The 18,283-nt window shown below is 62.2% G+C and carries 15 protein-coding genes and 1 tRNA gene; 8 read left to right on the forward strand and 8 right to left on the reverse strand.

Annotated elements, in window-relative coordinates; genetic code table 11:
* Positions 1–10: 10 nt before the first annotated feature.
* From L630_RS0107715 to rpiA, 6 genes are all read right to left on the reverse strand, one after another.
* Positions 11–724, reverse strand: a complete 714-nt coding sequence (locus L630_RS0107715) for a DNA-3-methyladenine glycosylase I (RefSeq protein ID WP_024847690.1) — start codon at positions 722–724, stop codon at positions 11–13.
* Between the two features lie 67 nt (positions 725–791).
* Entirely contained in the window at positions 792–1,589 is a 798-nt protein-coding gene (locus L630_RS0107720; RefSeq protein WP_024847691.1) for a class III extradiol ring-cleavage dioxygenase, read from the reverse strand.
* A 158-nt stretch (positions 1,590–1,747) separates the two neighbouring features.
* On the reverse strand, positions 1,748–3,124 hold the full coding sequence (locus L630_RS0107725; protein ID WP_024847692.1) for a 3-deoxy-7-phosphoheptulonate synthase class II: 1,377 nt from the start codon (positions 3,122–3,124) through the stop codon (positions 1,748–1,750).
* A 118-nt stretch (positions 3,125–3,242) separates the two neighbouring features.
* Entirely contained in the window at positions 3,243–4,634 is a 1,392-nt protein-coding gene (gene gor / locus L630_RS0107730) for a glutathione-disulfide reductase (protein ID WP_024847693.1), read from the reverse strand.
* Between the two features lie 25 nt (positions 4,635–4,659).
* On the reverse strand, positions 4,660–5,205 hold the full coding sequence (locus tag L630_RS0107735) for a DUF2059 domain-containing protein (protein ID WP_024847694.1): 546 nt from the start codon (positions 5,203–5,205) through the stop codon (positions 4,660–4,662).
* A gap of 23 nt (positions 5,206–5,228) precedes the next feature.
* Complete coding sequence (rpiA, locus tag L630_RS0107740; RefSeq protein WP_024847695.1) at positions 5,229–5,930, reverse strand: ribose-5-phosphate isomerase RpiA; 702 nt, start codon at positions 5,928–5,930, stop codon at positions 5,229–5,231.
* A gap of 145 nt (positions 5,931–6,075) precedes the next feature.
* On the opposite strand from rpiA, the gene L630_RS0107745 reads away from it, so the two are divergent.
* The 6 genes from L630_RS0107745 (at position 6,076) to L630_RS0107770 (ending at position 12,918) form a co-directional block, all read left to right on the forward strand.
* Positions 6,076–6,759: a phosphoglycolate phosphatase gene (locus L630_RS0107745; RefSeq protein WP_024847696.1), complete on the forward strand. Its 684-nt coding sequence runs from the start codon at positions 6,076–6,078 to the stop codon at positions 6,757–6,759.
* Positions 6,760–6,965: 206 nt separating this feature from the next.
* Positions 6,966–8,483: a malonyl-CoA synthase gene (locus L630_RS0107750; RefSeq protein WP_024847697.1), complete on the forward strand. Its 1,518-nt coding sequence runs from the start codon at positions 6,966–6,968 to the stop codon at positions 8,481–8,483.
* Positions 8,484–8,581: 98 nt separating this feature from the next.
* The gene (locus tag L630_RS22130) at positions 8,582–10,249 is read left to right on the forward strand and encodes a hypothetical protein (RefSeq protein ID WP_024847698.1); all 1,668 of its coding nucleotides are present in this window, start codon (positions 8,582–8,584) and stop codon (positions 10,247–10,249) included.
* 2 nt (positions 10,250–10,251) lie between these two features.
* A complete protein-coding gene (locus L630_RS0107760; RefSeq protein WP_034329656.1) occupies positions 10,252–11,193 on the forward strand; it encodes an NAD(P)/FAD-dependent oxidoreductase in 942 nt (313 codons plus the stop codon).
* 22 nt (positions 11,194–11,215) lie between these two features.
* Entirely contained in the window at positions 11,216–11,905 is a 690-nt protein-coding gene (locus tag L630_RS0107765) for a GntR family transcriptional regulator (RefSeq protein WP_024847700.1), read from the forward strand.
* A gap of 80 nt (positions 11,906–11,985) precedes the next feature.
* Positions 11,986–12,918, forward strand: coding sequence for an AEC family transporter (locus L630_RS0107770; protein WP_024847701.1), 933 nt, complete (start codon positions 11,986–11,988; stop codon positions 12,916–12,918).
* 60 nt (positions 12,919–12,978) lie between these two features.
* On the opposite strand, the gene L630_RS0107775 is transcribed toward L630_RS0107770, so the two are convergent.
* Both L630_RS0107775 and L630_RS0107780 read right to left on the reverse strand, forming a co-directional pair.
* The gene (locus L630_RS0107775) at positions 12,979–14,985 is read right to left on the reverse strand and encodes a tripartite tricarboxylate transporter permease (RefSeq protein ID WP_024847702.1); all 2,007 of its coding nucleotides are present in this window, start codon (positions 14,983–14,985) and stop codon (positions 12,979–12,981) included.
* A gap of 93 nt (positions 14,986–15,078) precedes the next feature.
* A complete protein-coding gene (locus tag L630_RS0107780; protein WP_144706758.1) occupies positions 15,079–16,176 on the reverse strand; it encodes a hypothetical protein in 1,098 nt (365 codons plus the stop codon).
* Between the two features lie 1,100 nt (positions 16,177–17,276).
* Between L630_RS0107780 and L630_RS0107785 the strand changes: the two genes are divergently transcribed.
* Together L630_RS0107785 and gstA are read left to right on the forward strand one after the other, a co-directional pair.
* Positions 17,277–17,352: transfer RNA gene (locus L630_RS0107785), tRNA-Lys, on the forward strand.
* Positions 17,353–17,612: 260 nt separating this feature from the next.
* Positions 17,613–18,218 carry a glutathione transferase GstA gene (gene gstA, locus L630_RS0107790; protein WP_024847704.1) on the forward strand — a complete coding sequence of 202 codons (606 nt, stop codon included), beginning with the start codon at positions 17,613–17,615 and terminating at the stop codon, positions 18,216–18,218.
* The last annotated feature ends 65 nt before the right edge of the window (positions 18,219–18,283 follow it).

Below are 18,283 nucleotides of genomic sequence, written 5' to 3' on the forward strand. Positions count from 1 at the left end.
GTCCGCCGCATCAGTCACCGGTATAGCGGACAAGTTCCTCCGCCGGAGCGTTCGGGCCGATCGACATGGCGAGGATGCGGGAGAGGTGCGCACGCGACAGGCCGGTTTCGTTCACCCACGCGTTCATTTGCACCTGGATCTTTGCGAGATCCTTCTTCGACGTTGGATTTTCGGCGATGTCGAGGCCGGCATCGCGCAGCGCCGCAACCATGTCGCGGGAGAGCACGAAGGTATCCCAGCCGAGCCAGCGAAGCACGTACTGGCCGGTGTTGCCGCCAAGCCGGCTACCCTGCTTTGCGAGCACGTTCATCAGGCCGATCTGGTCGTCTGCCGACCAGGAGGCGAGAAAATTGCCGAAGCTGCCATGCTCCTTCGCGATTCGGTCGACGAAGGCCGCGTTCTCGCGCACGGACATGATCTTCTGCGGATTGCGCACGATGCGCTTGTCCGAAGTTAGGTCGTGCCAGAAGTCATCCGGCTGGAACAGCAGGGCCTTCGGCTCGAAATGGAGAAAGGCTTCCTCGAAGCCCGGCCACTTTTCCTCGATTACACGCCAGACGAACCCAGCGGAGAATACGCGCTGGGCCATGGTGGACAGCACGCGACTGTCCGGCAGACTGCGAAGGGCTTCATTGGCGGGCGTCGGCGGCAGCAGGCTCGCCAGCACGTCCTCGCCGCCCTTGCGCTCCGCGGCGCGGGCGCGAATCTTCTCGAATGGAACCATGAGTGTCCTCCCGGCCCGATGATGCCGCAGTCTCGCGGCATCGCCAACACGGGAAGAACGCGCCCTCTCAGTGGAAGAGATAGGAGTCCCAGGCGAAGAAGCCGTACTGCATCGAAGAATGCGCGCGCTCGACACGCGGGCTGTCACCGCCAGCGCCGTAGGCAAAGAAAATCGGCATCAGATGCTCGTCAGTCGGATGGTTTTCTGCCGGGAACGGCGCGCGGTTCTTCCAGTCGAGGATTGCCTCGCGGTCACCCTCGGCAAAGCGCTCGGCAAACCAGGTGGTGAAAGCGTTGACCTTTTCCGTCAGCTCCGGATCAGGCTCGTTCCCATGCCGCATCACCGGGAACAGCGCACGCAGATTGTGGGTGATGTGACCGGAGCCGATGAGGAGAATGCCTTCCTCGCGCAGCGGAGCCAGCGCACGGCCGAGCGCGTAGTGCCAGGCGGCGTCACGATTCGGGTCGATCGACACCTGCACGACAGGAATATCTGCGTCAGGGAATGCCAGCTTCAGCGGCGTCCAGGCGCCGTGGTCATAGCCGCGCTTTTCGAGCGGGTACGGCGCGAAACCTGCCCCATCGAGCATGCCGATGACGCGCTCCGCCAGTTCCGGAGAACCGGGAGCGGGGTAAACCATCTCGTAAAGTTCAGGCGCGAAGCCACCGAAATCATAAATCATTCCCGGCGCCGGGTCGGTAACTACGGCGACGCCACCGGTCTCGAAATGCGCAGAGACAATTACAATGGCCTTCGGCTTCGGAAGCAGGTGAGAGAGGCCCATCAGATAGGTACGGGCCGGGCTTTCGTCTGTGACCACGTTGGGCCCACCGTGGGAAATGAAGAGGCTGGGCATTGCAGGCATGTGCGTCTCCTTTGCCTCAATATAGTCCGCGCGCGCGGAGGCGACAGGCCGGAGATCATCTACACTTCGTTCAACTTTGCCGAACGAAGCGCGGCTTCGCGTTCAACAAAAAAGGCGCGGATTGCTCCGCGCCTTCGTGAAATTCTGTGAGACTGCGATCAAAGATTGACCGCCTTCTGCGGCTGGCCAGCCTTGCCTTTCTTGAGCAGGTCGGCAACCAGAAACGCAAGTTCAACCGCTTGGTCCGCATTGAGGCGCGGGTCGCAGTGGGTATGGTAGCGATCGGCCAGTTCGTCGTCACGGATCGCGCGTGCGCCGCCCGTGCATTCGGTGACGTTCTTTCCGGTCATTTCGACGTGGATGCCGCCCGGATGGCTGCCCTCGGCGTGGTGGACGTCGAAGAACGCCTGTACCTCGCGGAGAATCCGCTCGAACGGACGGGTCTTGTAGCCAGCAGCGGTGATCGTGTTGCCGTGCATGGGATCGCAGGACCACACCACCTTGCGGCCTTCCCTCTGCACTGCGCGGATCAGCTTCGGCAGGTGCTCGCCCACCTTGTCCGCACCGAACCGGGCAATCAGGGTCAGGCGGCCCGGCTCATTCTCCGGGTTCAAGAGGTCGATCAGCTGCAGCAGGCCATCCGGCGTCAGCGACGGACCGCACTTGAGGCCGAGCGGGTTCTTGATGCCGCGGCAGTACTCGACATGGGCGTGGTCTGGCTGGCGGGTGCGGTCGCCGATCCAGATCATGTGGCCGGAGGTCGCGTACCAGTCGCCAGAGGTCGAGTCGACGCGGGTCAGCGCTTCCTCGTAGCCGAGAAGCAGCGCCTCGTGGCTGGTGTAGAAGTCGGTTTCACGCAGCGCCGGATTGCTCTCGGCACTGATGCCGACCGCGCGCATGAACTCGATCGTCTCAGTGATCCGGTTCGCCAGGGCGCCATAGCGCTCTGCCTGCGGGCTGTCGGCAACGAAGCCCAGCATCCACTTGTGCACGTTCTCGAGGTTCGCGTAACCGCCCTGCGCGAAGGCGCGCAGCAGGTTGAGCGTCGCCGCCGACTGGCGGTACGCCATTTCCTGGCGGGTCGGGTCGGGCGTACGCGACTTCTCGTCGAACTCGATGCCGTTGATGATGTCGCCGCGGTAGCTTGGCAGCGACACGTCACCCTTGGTTTCGATGTCCGACGAACGCGGCTTGGCGAACTGACCAGCGATGCGGCCCACCTTCACGACCGGCTGCGCGCCTGCATAGGTGAGGACGACCGCCATCTGCAGAAAGACGCGGAAAAAGTCACGGATATTGTCTGCGCCGTGCTCGGCGAAGCTTTCGGCACAATCGCCGCCCTGCAGAAGGAAGGAGTCGCCATTGGCGACTGCCGCGAGCTGCTTCTTCAGCTTGCGTGCTTCACCTGCAAAGACCAGCGGCGGATAGGTCGAAAGCTGACGCTCCGTCTCGGCGAGCGCCGCAGCGTCCGGAAATGCCGGAACCTGGCTGATCGGCTTGCTTCTCCAAGAACTGGGGGACCATTTAGTAGTCATGTCTGCATCCAATACCGCAATAGGGCATGTCGCGCCCGCGCCAGCCCCGTGTTCATCTCGGGACGCGGCCCCAATACACCAGATGTCGGTTTTCTGCCACCCCTGGCTGACGCAAGGTTCAGCCGACGCGTTCACCATTTCGTACGCGGTATGAAGGCTGGTACATGGTGACCAGTTCTTCCGCGGCGCTCGGGTGGACCGCCATGGTCGCGTCGAAGTCGTCCTTTGTCAGGCGCGCCTTCACGGCGATGCCAAGAAGCTGCGCCATTTCGCCGGCATCGACGCCGAGCACATGCGCGCCAAGAACCCGGCGCGTGCCGGCATCGACCACCAGCTTCATGATCATCTTTTCCTGACGGCCGGAGAGCGTGTGGCGCATTGGACGGAACTCGGCGCGATAGATTTCGAGTTCCTCGTAGGTCTTCGCCGCCTCGTCCTCGCTGAGACCAACCGTGCCGATCTCCGGCTGCGAGAACACCGCCGTCGGGATCGCTTCATGATCCGGAGCGGTTGGCTTGTCCCTGAAAACCGTGTCGACGAAGCACATCGCCTCATGGATCGCCACCGGGGTGAGCTGCACCCGGTTGGTCACGTCGCCGAGGGCGTAGATGCTCTCGACATTGGTGCGCGAGTACTCGTCCACCACGATCTCGCCGACCGGGCCCATCTCGACGCCTGCCTTTTCAAGGCCGAGGCCCTCGGTGTTCGGCGTACGACCGACCGCCAGCATGACGCTTTCCACCACCTTGGATCCGCCGCCCGAAAGCTTGACCTCCAGCATGCCGTCCGAACGCTTTTCGATGCCACTGGAAGTGGTTTGCGTCAGGATGTCGATGCCCTTGTCGACCATTGCCTTGTGCAGCCCACGGCGCAGGTCCATATCGAAGCGGCCGAGGATTTCGAGGCCGCGGTACATCAGCGTCGTCTCGACGCCGAGGCCATGGAAGATGTTGGCGAACTCGACCGCGATGTAACCGCCGCCGGCGATCAGGATCGACTTCGGCAGCTTCTCAAGATTGAACGCCTCGTTGGAGGTGATCGCGTGCTCGCTGCCAGGCAGCGCATGGTGAGGATTGGGCCGGCCGCCGGTCGCAATCAGGATGTAGCGAGCAGTGACGGTGCGACCGTCCTTGACGATACGGACCGTGTTCGGCCCCTCGATCACTGCCCTGCTCTCGATGATCTCGGCGCCCGCGTTTTCCAGCCCGCGCCGGTAGAGACCTTCCAGCCGAGCGATCTCCTTGTCCTTGTTGGAGACAAGCGTCTTCCAGTCGAAACTGGTTTCACCGACGGTCCAGCCGTATCCGGCCGAATCCTCGAAATGCTCGGGGAACTGGGAGGCGTAGACGAAAAGCTTCTTCGGCACACACCCGCGAATGACGCAGGTGCCGCCGAAGCGATATTCCTCGGCGATGGCAACGCGTCTGCCGAGCGAGGCGGAAACGCGCGCGGCCCGCACACCTCCGGAACCGCCGCCGATTACAAACAGATCATAGTCGAAATCGGTCATGTCGGCTCCGGTAGGCTAGGCTTTGTTACTGCTGGGCCGGCTGCTCGCCGCCTTCAGCAGGCGTCGCAGCTTCAAAACGCTGCTGCAGCTCGGCTGCAACCTGCTGGGCGAGGTCGCGGGCAACCCCGTTCTGCCAGATCTCGGCAGCGCGGTAGACTTCGCGCATAACGATCGCGCCGTCGGAGATCAGCTTCTTGCCGGTCTCGGACTGGTAGAAGGTCGCGATCTCGTTGAGCTGCTGCTCGGTGAAGACACGGGCGTAGGCGAGACCAGCCTCGCGCTCGAGGTCGCCGCGGCGAGCGGCCAGCGACAGCGCGGTCTTGTCGACGATCTCGATGATGTCGGCCTGCATGTCGGGATTCTTCTGGATCAGTTCGGTCTTCAGTGCCTGCGCGGCCTGCGGCAGGATCACGTCGAACTCGGCGGTCGCCCCCAGCGCTCCGATCGCGGTGCGCGCGGCGGCAAGGTGGCTGTCGGAAATTTCCTGCGCGAAGGCCGGCTGCGCAACGGTCAGCAGCGCCAGCGCTCCTGCGAGCGCGGCCAGACGACGGGAACTTTTGACGATTTTCATGATGGAGGTAACTCCCTTTGTGTTCATGCGACGGCGCGAACCGTTCTCACACCGCGTCCAGCTTCCGCGACGATCGCCGCGTCGGCCAGTCCCAAAAATAGACCATGCTCGACCACACCCGGAATGGCGTGCAGTGCATCGGACAGCGCTCTTGTGTCGGGAATACGGCCAAAAGATGCGTCGATGATCAGATGCCCACCGTCTGTAACAAACGGTTTGCCGTTCGTCATTCGGATTTCGAGGGGACCTTCCAGGCCAAGCTTCGCCGCCGCCTTCGCAATCGCGATCTTCGTGGCGCCAAGGCCGAACTCGTTGACCTCGATCGGGAGCGGGAACTTTCCGAGCGTCTTGACCAGCTTGGAGGCGTCGGCGATCACCAGCATCTTCTCCGACGCCGCGGCCACGATCTTCTCGCGCAGCAGCGCACCGCCGCCGCCCTTGATCAGGCCGAGCTGCGGGTCGATCTCGTCGGCACCGTCGATGGTGAGATCGAGTTCCGGCGTCTCCTCAAGCATCGACAGCGGCACGCCGAGTTCGCGGCAGAGGGCTGCCGTGCGCTCGGAGGTCGGCACGCCGATTATGCTGAGGCCTTCCTGGACCTTCACCGCGAGCAGGCGCACGAATTCCTCGGCGGTTGAGCCAGTGCCGATGCCCAAGCGCATGCCGTCTTCGACATGCTCGAGCGCAACGCGAGCTGCTTCGATCTTCAATTGCCTGGCGTCCATGGTCGGCCCCGTAAAACGTCAACTTTGGCCCGGTCCTATCAGCTTTGACGCGCCGGGCAAGTACTAAGGCGGATCAGCGACAGACTTGCTCCACAGTTGCGGGCGGGCTATCGCAAGTCTTGCCGGCAACCGAGGGAATTTCTCCATGACCAAGCCCATCGTCGTCTTTGATCTGGACGGCACCCTGATCGACACAGCTCCCGACCTGCTCGACAGTCTGAACTACTGCCTCGAACTTGCAGGTCTGGCCAGGGCAAAGCCTGAGGAGCTGCGCCGCTTCGTGGGCATGGGCGGCCGGGTGATGATCGAACGCGCCTTCGAGTCTCAGAAAATGCCATTGCTCGAAGCCCAGCTCGACGAGCTGCAGGCCGCGTTCCTGAAGCACTATGGCGGCAACATGCCGGGCTTGTCGCGCCCCTATCCCGGTGTCCTCGAGTCCATCGACCGCTTTCATTCGGCGGGCTACATCTGCGCCATCTGCACCAACAAGTACGAGACGCTCGCAACGACGCTGATCGAGCGCCTGGAGCTCACGCATTTGTTCAAGGCGATTGCCGGCGCCGACACTTTCCCCTTCCGCAAGCCGGACCCACGCCATCTCACCGAGACGATCGCAATGGCAGGCGGCGACCCCGCCCGAGCACTGATGGTGGGCGATTCCCGCACGGATATAGACACCGCCAAGGCTGCCGGAATTCCGGTCGTTGCCGTCGACTTCGGCTACACCGACCGGCACGTCAGCGAGTTCGAGCCCTCGAAGGTGATCTCGCACTTTGATGAGCTCACGCTGGAACTCGCCGAGTCCCTGATCAGCCAGACCGTCTCGTAACCGAACTCCCTCGCCCGCTTGCATACGACGATTTCCCTATCGTATGCAGGGACAAGGGGGAGACAAAGGCGCAGGCGAACCCGGTTCGTCTGCTCATTCGTCCGGCAAGCGACGAGGCTTTGCGCCGTCCCGGATCGCGATCCGGTCGGCATGCTCCCCATGCGATTTTCTTGATGGGCGCCAATGTGCGCCGGGGAGCATCTGAATTGACGCGCAATCTTTACGACGCACTTCTTGGCAATCTCGCAAATCCTGACGCACCGCTTCTGAAGGAGGATGGGCGCGCGGTCATGAGCTACGGCGACCTGACCGCGGAATGTTCGCGGCTCGCCGCTGCACTCGTTGCCGAGGGGTTGCAGCCCGGCGACCGTGTTGCGGTTCAGGTCGAGAAGTCAGTGCGGGCGCTTGCGCTCTATCTGGCAACCGTCAAGGCCGGCGGCATCTTCCTGCCTCTCAACACCGCCTACACGCCCGCCGAGATCGAATATTTTCTCACGGATGCGGAGCCGGCAATCTTCGTCTGCGATCCGGCCAAGCTGGACGCGCTGTCACCGATCGCGGCCAAGGCAGGCGCGAAGGTGCTTACCCTCGACAGCAAGGGCGAAGGAACACTTGCAGACGCCGCCGCCAACGCCCAGCCGCTGGAAACGTCCTCGTCGCGCGGCGGAGACGACATCGCTGCCATCCTCTACACCTCCGGCACCACCGGCCGCTCGAAGGGCGCGATGCTGAGCCACGACAACCTCCTGTCGAACGCAATCACGCTGGTCGACTACTGGCGTTTCGCCGCCTCCGACACGTTGATCCATGCGCTGCCGATCTTCCACACGCACGGCCTATTCGTTGCTACGAATGTCGTTTTGGCCTCCGGCGCCTCGATGATCTTCCAGCAGAAGTTCGACACAAACCAGATCCTCGCGGCAATGCCGCATGCAACGGTGCTGATGGGCGTGCCGACCTTCTACACCCGGCTTCTTCAGCACGACGGACTGACGCGCGAGGCAACGCAGCACATGCGCCTGTTCGTGTCGGGATCTGCGCCGCTGCTTGCCGAGACGCATCGCGAGTGGGAGGAGCGCACCGGCCATGCCATCCTCGAGCGCTACGGCATGACCGAAACCAACATGAACACGTCGAACCCCTATGACGGAAAGCGCATCGCCGGCACCGTCGGCTTCCCGCTGCCGGGCGTCGAGATCCGCATCACCAATCCCGAAACCGGCGCGCTGCTTGCCACCGGCGAGATCGGCATGATTGAGGTGCGCGGGCCGAACGTGTTCAAGGGCTATTGGCGCATGCCGGAAAAGACGGCAGCCGAGCTGCGCAAGGACGGCTTCTTCATCACCGGCGACCTCGGCAAGATCGACGCTGACGGCTACGTCCACATCGTCGGCCGCGGCAAAGACCTCATCATCACCGGCGGCTACAACGTCTATCCGAAGGAAGTCGAGACCGAGCTCGATTCCCTCCCCGGCGTGTACGAAAGCGCCGTGATCGGCGTGCCGCATCCTGACTTTGGCGAAGGCATCATCGCCGTCGTCGTACCGGAGCTTGGTGCCCAACTCGTCGAAACGGACATCCTCAGGGCGCTGGAACAGCGGCTCGCCGGTTACAAGCGGCCAAAGAAGCTCGTTGTCATGGCCGAACTGCCGCGCAATACGATGGGCAAGGTGCAGAAGAACGTCCTGCGCGATCAGTTCAAGGACTCATTTCGGATCGCCTGAGGCGCAGAATGAATACGCCGGGCGCGGGCTGGTATCGTGCATACTAGGGGAGCATAATTGTATGCGAAGCAGCCCGGCTGCTTTGGGAGGAGAAATAGATGCTGCACCAGACAAAGCCTGAAGAGACGGGCCCCGCCATCAAGGTCCACAACCCCGTCGGCTACCCGCCGAAGGTTAGCCGCAAGCAGCCCGCCCCGCGCCCGGGCTCGCTCGACGGCAAGGTGCTTTATCTGGTCGACAGCCGGTTCGACGACTCCGTCGAGCTCCTGAAGGAAGTACAGGCCTGGTTCGCGCGAAACATGCCGTCTGTCGAGGTGCGGCTGCGTCAGATGGCGAGCACCTACTCGAAGGACGATCCAAAGCTCTGGGAAGAGATCAAGGCGGAAGGCCATGCCGCCATTATCGGCGTCGGCCACTGCTCCACCTGCGCGCCAGCCGTCACCACCCATGCAATTACGCTTGAGACCAAGTACGTCGTTCCGGCCGTCGCCATCCACACCGACAAGTTCGACAAGGTCGTGAAATCAGTGGCGAAGATGGGCGGGCTGCCGCAACAGCCGCTGGTGTTCGTGCCGCAGCCGGTGATGGGCCGCACGCCTGAGGAACTTCGAGCCTATATCGAGGGCAAGGATCCTGTCACCGGACAGCCGGTTATGCAGGAGATCATCACCGCCCTCACCCAAGGCCTCGCCGCGCCAGCCGAGGAGACGCAGTTCGAGCGCACGACGCCCCGCTTCGTCGAACCCGACACCGAAGAGGCGCTGCACGAGTATTATTTGCGGCAAAACTGGACCGACAAGCTGCCGATCGTGCTGCCGACCGAAAAGCGCGTGCAGGAAATGCTCGCCGCGACCAGCCGCAAGCCGGACGAGGTTGTCGGCCACATGCAGCCGACCACCAATCGCGGGCTGTGGGAATATACGGTGGAGAAGGTCGCCGTGAACGCGGTGATGGCAGGGGCGAAGCCGGAATATTTTCCGGTCATCCTCGCCCTCGCCCATGCCCAGGTCACGGCGCGCGGATCGACCTCGAGCTCCGCGTCGGCGATGGCCGTCGTCAACGGACCGATCCGCCACGAGATCGGCATGAACTGCGGCATCGGCGCGCTTGGCCCTTACAACCATGCCAACGCCACCATCGGCCGCGCCTTTGGCTTGCTGTCCCAGAACTTGCAGGGCGGATCGGTCCCCGGCGAGACGTTCATGGGCTCGCTCGGCAACGGCTACACCTACAACAACCTCACCTTCGCCGAGAACGAGGAGCGCAGCCCGTGGGAGCCGCTGCACGTCCAGAAGGGATTCGACGCAAATGCCAGCACGGTCAGCGTCTTTCACGGCTGCCGGTCGACCACCTTTAGCCTCGGCCTGCGCAAGGAGTACTGGCGCGAGCATGTCCGAGACATGCTGCTCGGAACGGACGCGATCACAGCGCCGGTCCTTGTCCTCGATCCGATCTGTGCGCGCCAGTTTGTGGAGCGCGGGGGCTTCGTAAACAAGCAGGACCTCCTCCACTTCATCTACGAGACCGCGCAGATGCCGGCGGGCCGCTTCTGGGATCTGCAGCTCGTCCAGAACTACATCTATCCCCGCGCCACGTTCGGCGAGGAGCCTCTGGCGTCGAAGCTGAAGGCGGACAAGGACGAGCTGATCCACATCTTCCAGGAAAAAGACATCAACGTCGTGGTCGTCGGCGGTGAAGCCAACGGCTACTGGCAGATCTATGGGGCGCACTACCGGACAACGGTGTCGGTCGACGAATGGCGCTAGAGATGGACAACGACGTCGTCATCATCGGGGCCGGCGTTGCCGGCCTCAATGCCGCGATCACTGCGGCCCGCCACGGGCTGCAAACGCTGGTGGTCGACAAGCTCGGCGCGGGCGGCCAGGTCATCAATGTCGACCGGATCGAGAATTTTCCCGGCCCTGCTGAAGGTATGGCTGGCTTCGAACTCGGTCCTGCGCTTCAAATTCAGGCTGATGAAGCCGGAGCTGTCTTTGCACTCGACACGATCGAGCAGATCGAAAGGATCGACGGCGGATTTCGCGTGCTCGGCGGCGACATCGACGTAACCACAGCCACCGTCATCGTTGCTGCGGGCTCCTCGCGAAAGAAGCTCGGCGTGCCGGGGGAGGACGAATTCGAGGGACGCGGGGTGTCGCACTGCGCGTCCTGCGATGGGCCATTGATGAAGGGCCGCACAGTCTGCGTCGTCGGGGCAGGCGACTCCGCGCTCGACGAAGCGCTGGCGCTTTCCGAGCACGCCGAAAAAGTCAGCATCGTCATGCGCCACCGTCGCCCCACGGCCCGCCATTCCCTCATCGAAGCCTGCAAAGCAGCAGGCAATATCGAGTTCGTGCCCTGCAGCGAGGTCGAACGGATCGATGGTGACGGGTCGGGCGTGTCCTCGATCACGCTGCACGAGATCCCGTCTGGTAAGGTGACGGAGCTGCCCTGCCACGGGTTGTTTGTCTATGTCGGCCTCGACCCGAACGTCGATTTCGTCTCGGGGCTCGTCGACCTCGCCTCGGATGGACGCATCGCCGTCGATTTATCGATGCAGACGTCCATGCCCGGCCTGTTCGCGGCTGGCGATATACGCAGCGAATCCGTTGCCCACCTTGCAGCCTCCGCCGGCGACGGCGTGACCGCGGCGATCTCCGCGGTGCGGCACATCCAGGCGCTCAAGGCGGCTGCGGATATTCACATCTAGCAACACTCAGGAACAGCCAGGAATGAACGTCGGGGTCAAGACACCGAAGCCCAGCAAGACCATCGTCCGGGATGCCATCGAGCAGGACATCGTCACAGGGTTCTACGTTCCCGGCGAGCGGCTGGACGAGGCGACGCTCGCGGCCCGCCATCAGGTATCGCGAACGCCCGTTCGTGAGGCACTCATCCAGCTGAGCACGATGGGGTTGGTGAAGATCGTCCCTAACAGGGGCGCGTTCGTGAACCAACTGACGATCACCGAACTCGTCGAGATGTTCGAGGTGATGGGCGAGCTGGAGGCGATGTGCGCGCGCCTTGCCGCCCGGCGCATCCACACGGAGCAGCTGTTGCGGCTCGGAGAAGCCCAGGAAAACTGCCGGCGGGCGCAGACGAAGGGCAACTCGGACGACTACTATTACGCCAACGAGCAGTTCCACCAGACGATCTACGAAGCGAGCGGCAACACCTTCCTGTACGAGCAAGCATGCTCACTGCAGCGGCGGCTGAAACCCTATCGCCGGCTGCAGCTGCGCGTCCCTGGTCGCGTCGCTCGTTCGCTTGCCGAGCATGACGCCGTGCTCGACGCCATTCGCAGCCATGACCCAAAGCGCGCACATGAGGCAATGCGCCAGCACGTGGTGATCCAGGGCGAGTTTTTCAGCGATTTCCTCGCGGCCATCCGTCCGCTCGAACATCAAATTCCTGCAGGGTGAAACAAGTTCTCAGTCGCTGCCCTTGTCTGGCGCGTTACACGCGTTGATTGATCGCGCCCCTACTCTCAGAGACCTGTTGCATGTACGAAATTGTCACGCTGATGCTGCCGATCCTCCTGCTGATCGGCCTTGGCCTTTTCGCGGTCAAGATGAAGATGATCACGCCAGGGCACATCGAGGGCTTAGCTGCCTTCGTGCTCAACTTCGCGCTGCCTGCAGTGCTTCTCTCAGCGCTGGCCCGCCAGGACATCTCAAAATCCTTCAATCTCGGCTACGTGCTTGCGTATGGCGCTGGTTCACTTGTCACCTTCTTCATCGCGATGGCGGTGCTGCGCTTATGGCTGAGGCGGCCGATGGATCGCGCAACAATGGGGGCATTTGGCGCGTCGATGTCAAACAGCGGCTTCATCGCGTTTCCGGTCACCAGCATAGTCTTCGGTGAGATCGCCCTGCTCGCTATTCCGCTATCGATGCTGATCGAGAACGTGCTGATCATGCCGCTGACCTTCGTGCTGATCGAGTGGGCGAACAGCGGCAAGGAGTCGGCCCTTTCCGTCCTGCGCCAGACCGCCAGTCGCCTGTCGCGCATGCCACTGCTGCTCGCAATCGTCTGCGGCCTTGGCATGGCGCTCCTCGACCTGAGCTTCCCTGCCCCGGTCGTCCGATCGCTCGACATGCTGGCGGCCGCTTCGGCGCCTGCTGCTCTCTTCGTCGTCGGCGGTACAATCGCCAGCCTGCGGCCCGGCGACCTGCAGCTGGACATGGTCCCGATCATCGTCGGCAAGATGCTGTTGCATCCGCTCGCCGTCACCGTCGCGTTCTTCCTCGTTCCCGGTGTTCCGGCTCAGCTTGCCGCCGTCGGCATCGTCATCTCGGCGGTCTCAATGGTCACCATCTACCCGATCCTCAGCCGGCGCGTTGGCATGGAAGGCCTTGCTGCCGCGGCCCTGGTGATCGCGACCGGAATCTGCCTGTTCTCTCTGCCAGTGGTACTGGCACTGGTCGGGCGTTAATCGCCAGACACCTCGAACGAAAATGGGCGGCCAAGCCGCCCATTCTTTTTCCCGCTACCGCTAGAGGTTGAACCAGCTCCAGTCGATGAAGGCCGAGGGTTCGAACGGCGTGTGCAGCATGCGGTGGTAGAGCGCGTAGATCAGCGCAGCCATGGCGGCGGTGTATAGCGTGACTGCGACGAAGCGGTACCTGCCCCAAACAACCAGATAGAGCGCCGTGAAAAGAAGGATCGCCGGCACCTGCCCAAGGATCGGGATCGCAATGATAGCCACCGCGAACGTCAGCAGCGCGGCCAGTTCCTTCTTCTGCTCGTGGAACAGTTCGCCGACCGCGTGCATAACGCCAAGCGAACGTGCACTCAGCGCAGCGGCCTGCTCGGCATAGAGCTTGCGGTCCTTCCACAGCACCGCCAGAGCCAGCGGCACACCGACCGCGCAGGTCACCATCGGGAACAGGCTCGATAGGAAGGTCCAGCCGCGGGCCGCATAGAAGCCGTAGGCGAACATCACGACAGCCAGCACCGCCAGACCGACCGAAATGTAGATTGCGGCGACCGACTTGCTTGAAGCCTCGATCTCGGTGGTGTTCTCATTCTTCCATACCGAGCGGATCGCGAGGTAACCGACGACCAGCAGCACCAGCACCAGAGCGATGACGGTGGGGCGACTGATGACGTCCACAAAGGTTGAACTCTGGGCGGTGATCGTCAGCGCCTCTTCCATCACCGGGCCGAGCACAAAACCCAGCAGCAGCGGCGGGCGCGGCCAGCCTGCGACCTTCATCAGATAGCCGACGACGCCGAATAACAGGAAGATCACCAGGGTAGACATGGCGGGCGAAACCAGCCAGGCGCCCATGATGAGGAAGGTGATGACTGCCGGAACGATGAGATGGCCGTCGATGTAAGCCGCCTTCGTCACCTGCTTCGACCACGCCATCATCGCCAGCGCGCCGACGATATTGGCGATGATGATCGCCCAGATCATCGAGAAGGTGATGTCGAGATGGGTCGTCAGCATGTCCCGGCCCGGCACGAAGCCGTGGATAGTGAGCGCGCCAAGGAAGATCGCCATGGCGCCGCTGCCGGGAATGCCGAAGGAGATGGTCGGGATGAGCGATCCGCCGAGCACGGCATTATTGGCCGATTCCGGCGCGATCACGCCGCGAATGTCGCCCTTGCCGAAATTCTCCTTGTCCTTCGACGTCTGCACGACATGGCCGTACGCGAGCCAGTCGACGACGGAGGCACCCAGACCCGGCAGGATGCCTATATAGGTGCCGAGCATCGAGCAGCGCAGCGCGATCCAGCGATGCTTTATCGCCTCGCGCACACCGGCCATGATCGAGTCGCCCTGTGCGCGGGCAACCTCGGCGTTAGTGTCGGCGATCGAAGTGCCGCGACCAGCCAGCGCCATCATCTCCGGGATGCCGAACAGGCCAATGACAACCGGAACCAGTGGCAGTCCATCCAGGAGGAAATCGTAGCCGAACCAGTAGCGCGGCGTAGAACTCGTGACCGGGTAACCCACCTGCGACAACAACAGGCCGACGGCAGCCGCCGCGACGCCCTTGGAAATGGCGTTACCCGACACCGCGCCCACCATGAACAAGCCGACAACTGCCAGCACGAAGAATTCAGGCGAACCGAATGCCAGCACCAGCCAGATCAGGATCGGCAAGCTGGCAGCCAACACCAATGCGCCGACAACGCCCCCTGCTGCGGACACGGTGAAAGCCGCACCCAGCGCTGTCTGCGCCAAACCTTTCTTCGCCATGGGGTGGCCATCGAGGATCGTCGCCTGCGCTGCCACCGACCCCGGGATGCCGAGCATTACCGAAGCGATCGTGTCGCTCGTCTGTCCGACGGCGAGGATGCCCAGCAGCATTGCAAGTGCAGCGGCTGGCTCCATGCCAAACGTGAATGGGAGCAGGACGATCATCCCAGTGATGCCGCCCAGCCCCGGAATAATACCAAGAAATAGACCGAAGACGACGCCCGCGAGCAGGTAGAAGACGCTCGGCCATTGAAGAATAAGTCCGAGCCCGGCGACCAGTTCGGCAAACATGAATGCTACCTCAAGCAGAATTTCGGGCTGTGCCCGACATACAGGAAGGCGGGCAGCACAAGGCCACCCGCCGGGAAGCTCCGTTTATGAGCCTCAGTGCTCCATCTTCTTCAGATAGCCGCGCATGGTTTCCTTCAGCGCCTCGTCGGTGCGCGAAACCTCTTCCACCACATCCATGATCTCGGGATACGTGGTGATCGCCGGCTTCTGGCCGAACACCTTTTCGGCGTTAGCGAGGAATTCCGGATCGGAGACGGCCTGTGCGAAGGATTCGCGCAGCATCGCCAGGTGCTCTTCCGGCGTGTTCGGCGGGGCTACAACCAGCCAGTTGACGCGGTCGCCGATGCCGCCGTGGAACTTGATGACATCCCAAGCCGGACCGCTCGGCTCCTTGCCCATGACACGGCGGTAGTAGCTGTCGAAGGTCTCGAGGTTCTCCATGAACGGATCCTCGCTGAGACCGCTGCCGTCAGGCTTCGGCGGCGAGAAATAGAACAGACCAAGCGACTCGCCGTCCTTGATCATCGTGTCCTTCAGCGTGCGATTGTAGATCACACCCGTTGCCGGATAGCCCTGGAGTTCGCCGCGCTGGAGGGCCGCCTGCAGCGGGCCGTCGCCACCGAAGCCGGAGACGAACTGGTAGTCGATGCCGAGGAGGTCCATGGCCGCTGCGGTGCGCATGGAAGCTGCGCTCAGCGCAGTGAAGCCGCCGAAGGTGAACTTGTCGACCTTCTTGACGAATTCATCCTTGTCCTTGAGTCCGCCGGCAACCTTGGTGCTGACGTGGACGAAGAAGTGGGCGCCGCCCACACCGCCGATGATGCCGAAATCCTTGAATGGAATTTGCAACTCTTCAGGATCGAGAACGCGGGTCGAACCGCTCCACGCTACCCAGCCGAGCGTACGGCCGTCCGGACGCGCATTCATCACGTGGCGGATGCCGCGTGCAAGCGCACCGCCTTCAACCGACTGGACAACGATGGTCGGGTTGCCCGCCATCGTCTTCGACCATGCATCGGCGGCGATCTGTGCGCCAAGACCGGTCGAACCGCCCGGCGCCGCGTTGTGAACCAGCGTTACTGTCTGCCCCGACAGATCGATCACCTGTGCATGCGCAGCCGTTGCCCCGGCGAGAGCAATCGCTGCCGCCCCTGCCAGACACGCCTTCCACAATGCTGATGTGAACCTCATCAATTCTCCTCCCGTTCAATGAGATCTGAGGCCAGCGGGCCGAATGACCCACCGGCAAAAATTCCTTCGACCGGTCGCCTCAGCAAGCGGGCCCCTCCCGGCAGCAATCCAACTTCCTGGCACGCCAAGGCGAAGCCTATTCTTCCAAACTGGCCCGTCCTCCCCACCATTCTCGACGACGGCACCTGTATACATTTCGGCAGGCCTGCATGCACAAAACTGCCGTTACGTCACCAACGTGCATGCAATCGCGGCCCCTATCAAGCGCGATCTTCCGGTTCCCGCATTCATTTTGAAGAGGATCGTATAAGCGCGAGCGGACGCCCGGCCGCATTAATTCGCATATTAACTATCAAACCGCTGCTTCACAACGGCGAACAGATGCGGGGCCCACGCAAGGTTTATCTTCACGTCCAGGCAGACAGGGGCAGGAGACGGAACTGCTTCAGCGACACGCGGCCCGTTCTGAGTTCGTCCGCCTTGAGAAAGACTGATCTCCACGCTTCACTATGCAGGTGCCTCCTGCCGCTTCTTCTACAGGACCACAACGCTGTATCACTGGTCAGGATTCGACGCTGTGAATCGCCCTTTGGGCTCGCAGATTACGGAATCACGCGGTGAGCTTCTGCACTTCGGCAGAATTCCACAGGGCTCTGGCGCCGGGAAACGGTTCGGCAGCGGTGTTTTCGGACCCGCCGTCAATTTTTTTCACGTTCCCTCTCATGAGCATAGCTCACTGATCCCGCAGGTATCCGCTCTGTCGAAATGAGATCCTGTCGCACCGGCAATTCGCCGAAAGCGTCACGCGAAAGCTGGCGCCAAGAAAAACAGCCAGGAATCTCAGCCCGCTCATCCTCCCCTCCGCGCGATCGTTTCCATCTCTAACGTATCGGAAGCCAATGATTTCTTGGCGCTTTCTTGCAGGCGACGGATGAGAACACGATCTGTACCCACCCCCGCCGACCTACCCTCAGCTGCGGGAAACCGGGCCATCCAACAAAAATCGCGAATTTCGATTTTTGGTGCTGGACAGCGGGAAAATCACCCTCTATATCCCCCCTCACTCGCGGCGGACAACAACGGTTCGCAGCGAACCCGGCGGGTGATTAGCTCAGTTGGTAGAGCAGCTGACTCTTAATCAGCGGGTCGTAGGTTCGATCCCTACATCACCCACCATCTCTTCTTCCTCCTAGAATTTCCGCTGATTGATCTCGCCGAAGCGAGTATCGCTTATGCGCGCGCAGAGCCTTTTATCCGTGGGTTAAATGCCGGGGGGGCAACCACTCGCAGAGGCAGCGTGTGCCGGATGTTCGCACTCGTCTTAGGGTCGAAAACTTCACCTGATCACGATTGCGATACTGAGCAAAAACAACCTCTTGCGTGATTTGTCAGGATCATGTCTGGAGGCGGTCTACTCAATCAGGGGTAAGACCAGAATGAAATTGTACTACAGTCCCGGCGCATGCTCCCTCGCGGTCCATCTTGTGGCAAACGAGGCAGCGGTGCCGCTCGATTTGGTCCGTGTAGACCTTGCGACCAAGAAAACTGAGGCCGGGGACGATTTCCTCGCGGTCAATCCGAACGGCTATGTGCCGACGCTCCTGACCGCTGATGGAGACTCGCTGACCGAGGCGCAGATCCTCGTTCAGTTCATCGCCGATCAGAAGCCGGAATCGGGGCTTATGCCGGCCTTCGGCAGCATCGACCGCTACCGCGCCCAGCGCTGGCTGGCGTTCATCTCGTCCGAACTGCACAAGGGCTTCAGCCCGCTGTTCAAGCCGGGCACGAGCGAGGATGCGAAGGCAGCCGCGCGTGAGCATCTCGCCAAGCGCTTCGCCTATCTCGACGCACACCTCGCGGATAACGAGTACCTCCTCGGCGACACCTTCACGGCTGCCGATGCCTATCTCTGGACCGTGCTCGGCTGGACGCGCTTCGTCAACGTCGACACCTCGTCCTACAAGAACATCGAGCGCTTCATGGGTGCCGTTGCCACCCGCCCTGCGGTCCAGAAGACACTGCAGGAAGAAGGTCTCGCTTAACAAAGCGGCGGGACCGGTGCGGGCACCCTGCCCGCACCTTCTCTTCAAGTCCAATCCCACCTGCC

Origin of the sequence: Aminobacter sp. J41, assembly GCF_000526635.1 — a bacterium.
Classification (GTDB): Bacteria; Pseudomonadota; Alphaproteobacteria; order Rhizobiales; family Rhizobiaceae; genus Aerobium.

Bases quoted from the DNA above. Each gene is read 5' to 3' on its own strand.
- L630_RS0107765 (WP_024847700.1), top strand. From the start codon at position 11,216: ATGAACGTCGGGGTCAAGACACCGAAGCCCAGCAAGACCATCGTCCGG.
- L630_RS0107775 (WP_024847702.1), bottom strand. From the start codon at position 14,985: ATGTTTGCCGAACTGGTCGCCGGGCTCGGACTTATTCTTCAATGGCCG.
- L630_RS0107725 (WP_024847692.1), bottom strand. From the start codon at position 3,124: ATGACTACTAAATGGTCCCCCAGTTCTTGGAGAAGCAAGCCGATCAGC.
- gstA (WP_024847704.1), top strand. From the start codon at position 17,613: ATGAAATTGTACTACAGTCCCGGCGCATGCTCCCTCGCGGTCCATCTT.
- L630_RS0107760 (WP_034329656.1), top strand. From the start codon at position 10,252: ATGGACAACGACGTCGTCATCATCGGGGCCGGCGTTGCCGGCCTCAAT.
- L630_RS0107770 (WP_024847701.1), top strand. From the start codon at position 11,986: ATGTACGAAATTGTCACGCTGATGCTGCCGATCCTCCTGCTGATCGGC.
- L630_RS0107735 (WP_024847694.1), bottom strand. From the start codon at position 5,205: ATGAAAATCGTCAAAAGTTCCCGTCGTCTGGCCGCGCTCGCAGGAGCG.
- L630_RS0107780 (WP_144706758.1), bottom strand. From the start codon at position 16,176: ATGAGGTTCACATCAGCATTGTGGAAGGCGTGTCTGGCAGGGGCGGCA.
- rpiA (WP_024847695.1), bottom strand. From the start codon at position 5,930: ATGGACGCCAGGCAATTGAAGATCGAAGCAGCTCGCGTTGCGCTCGAG.
- gor (WP_024847693.1), bottom strand. From the start codon at position 4,634: ATGACCGATTTCGACTATGATCTGTTTGTAATCGGCGGCGGTTCCGGA.
- L630_RS0107715 (WP_024847690.1), bottom strand. From the start codon at position 724: ATGGTTCCATTCGAGAAGATTCGCGCCCGCGCCGCGGAGCGCAAGGGC.
- L630_RS0107720 (WP_024847691.1), bottom strand. From the start codon at position 1,589: ATGCCTGCAATGCCCAGCCTCTTCATTTCCCACGGTGGGCCCAACGTG.
- L630_RS0107745 (WP_024847696.1), top strand. From the start codon at position 6,076: ATGACCAAGCCCATCGTCGTCTTTGATCTGGACGGCACCCTGATCGAC.
- L630_RS22130 (WP_024847698.1), top strand. From the start codon at position 8,582: ATGCTGCACCAGACAAAGCCTGAAGAGACGGGCCCCGCCATCAAGGTC.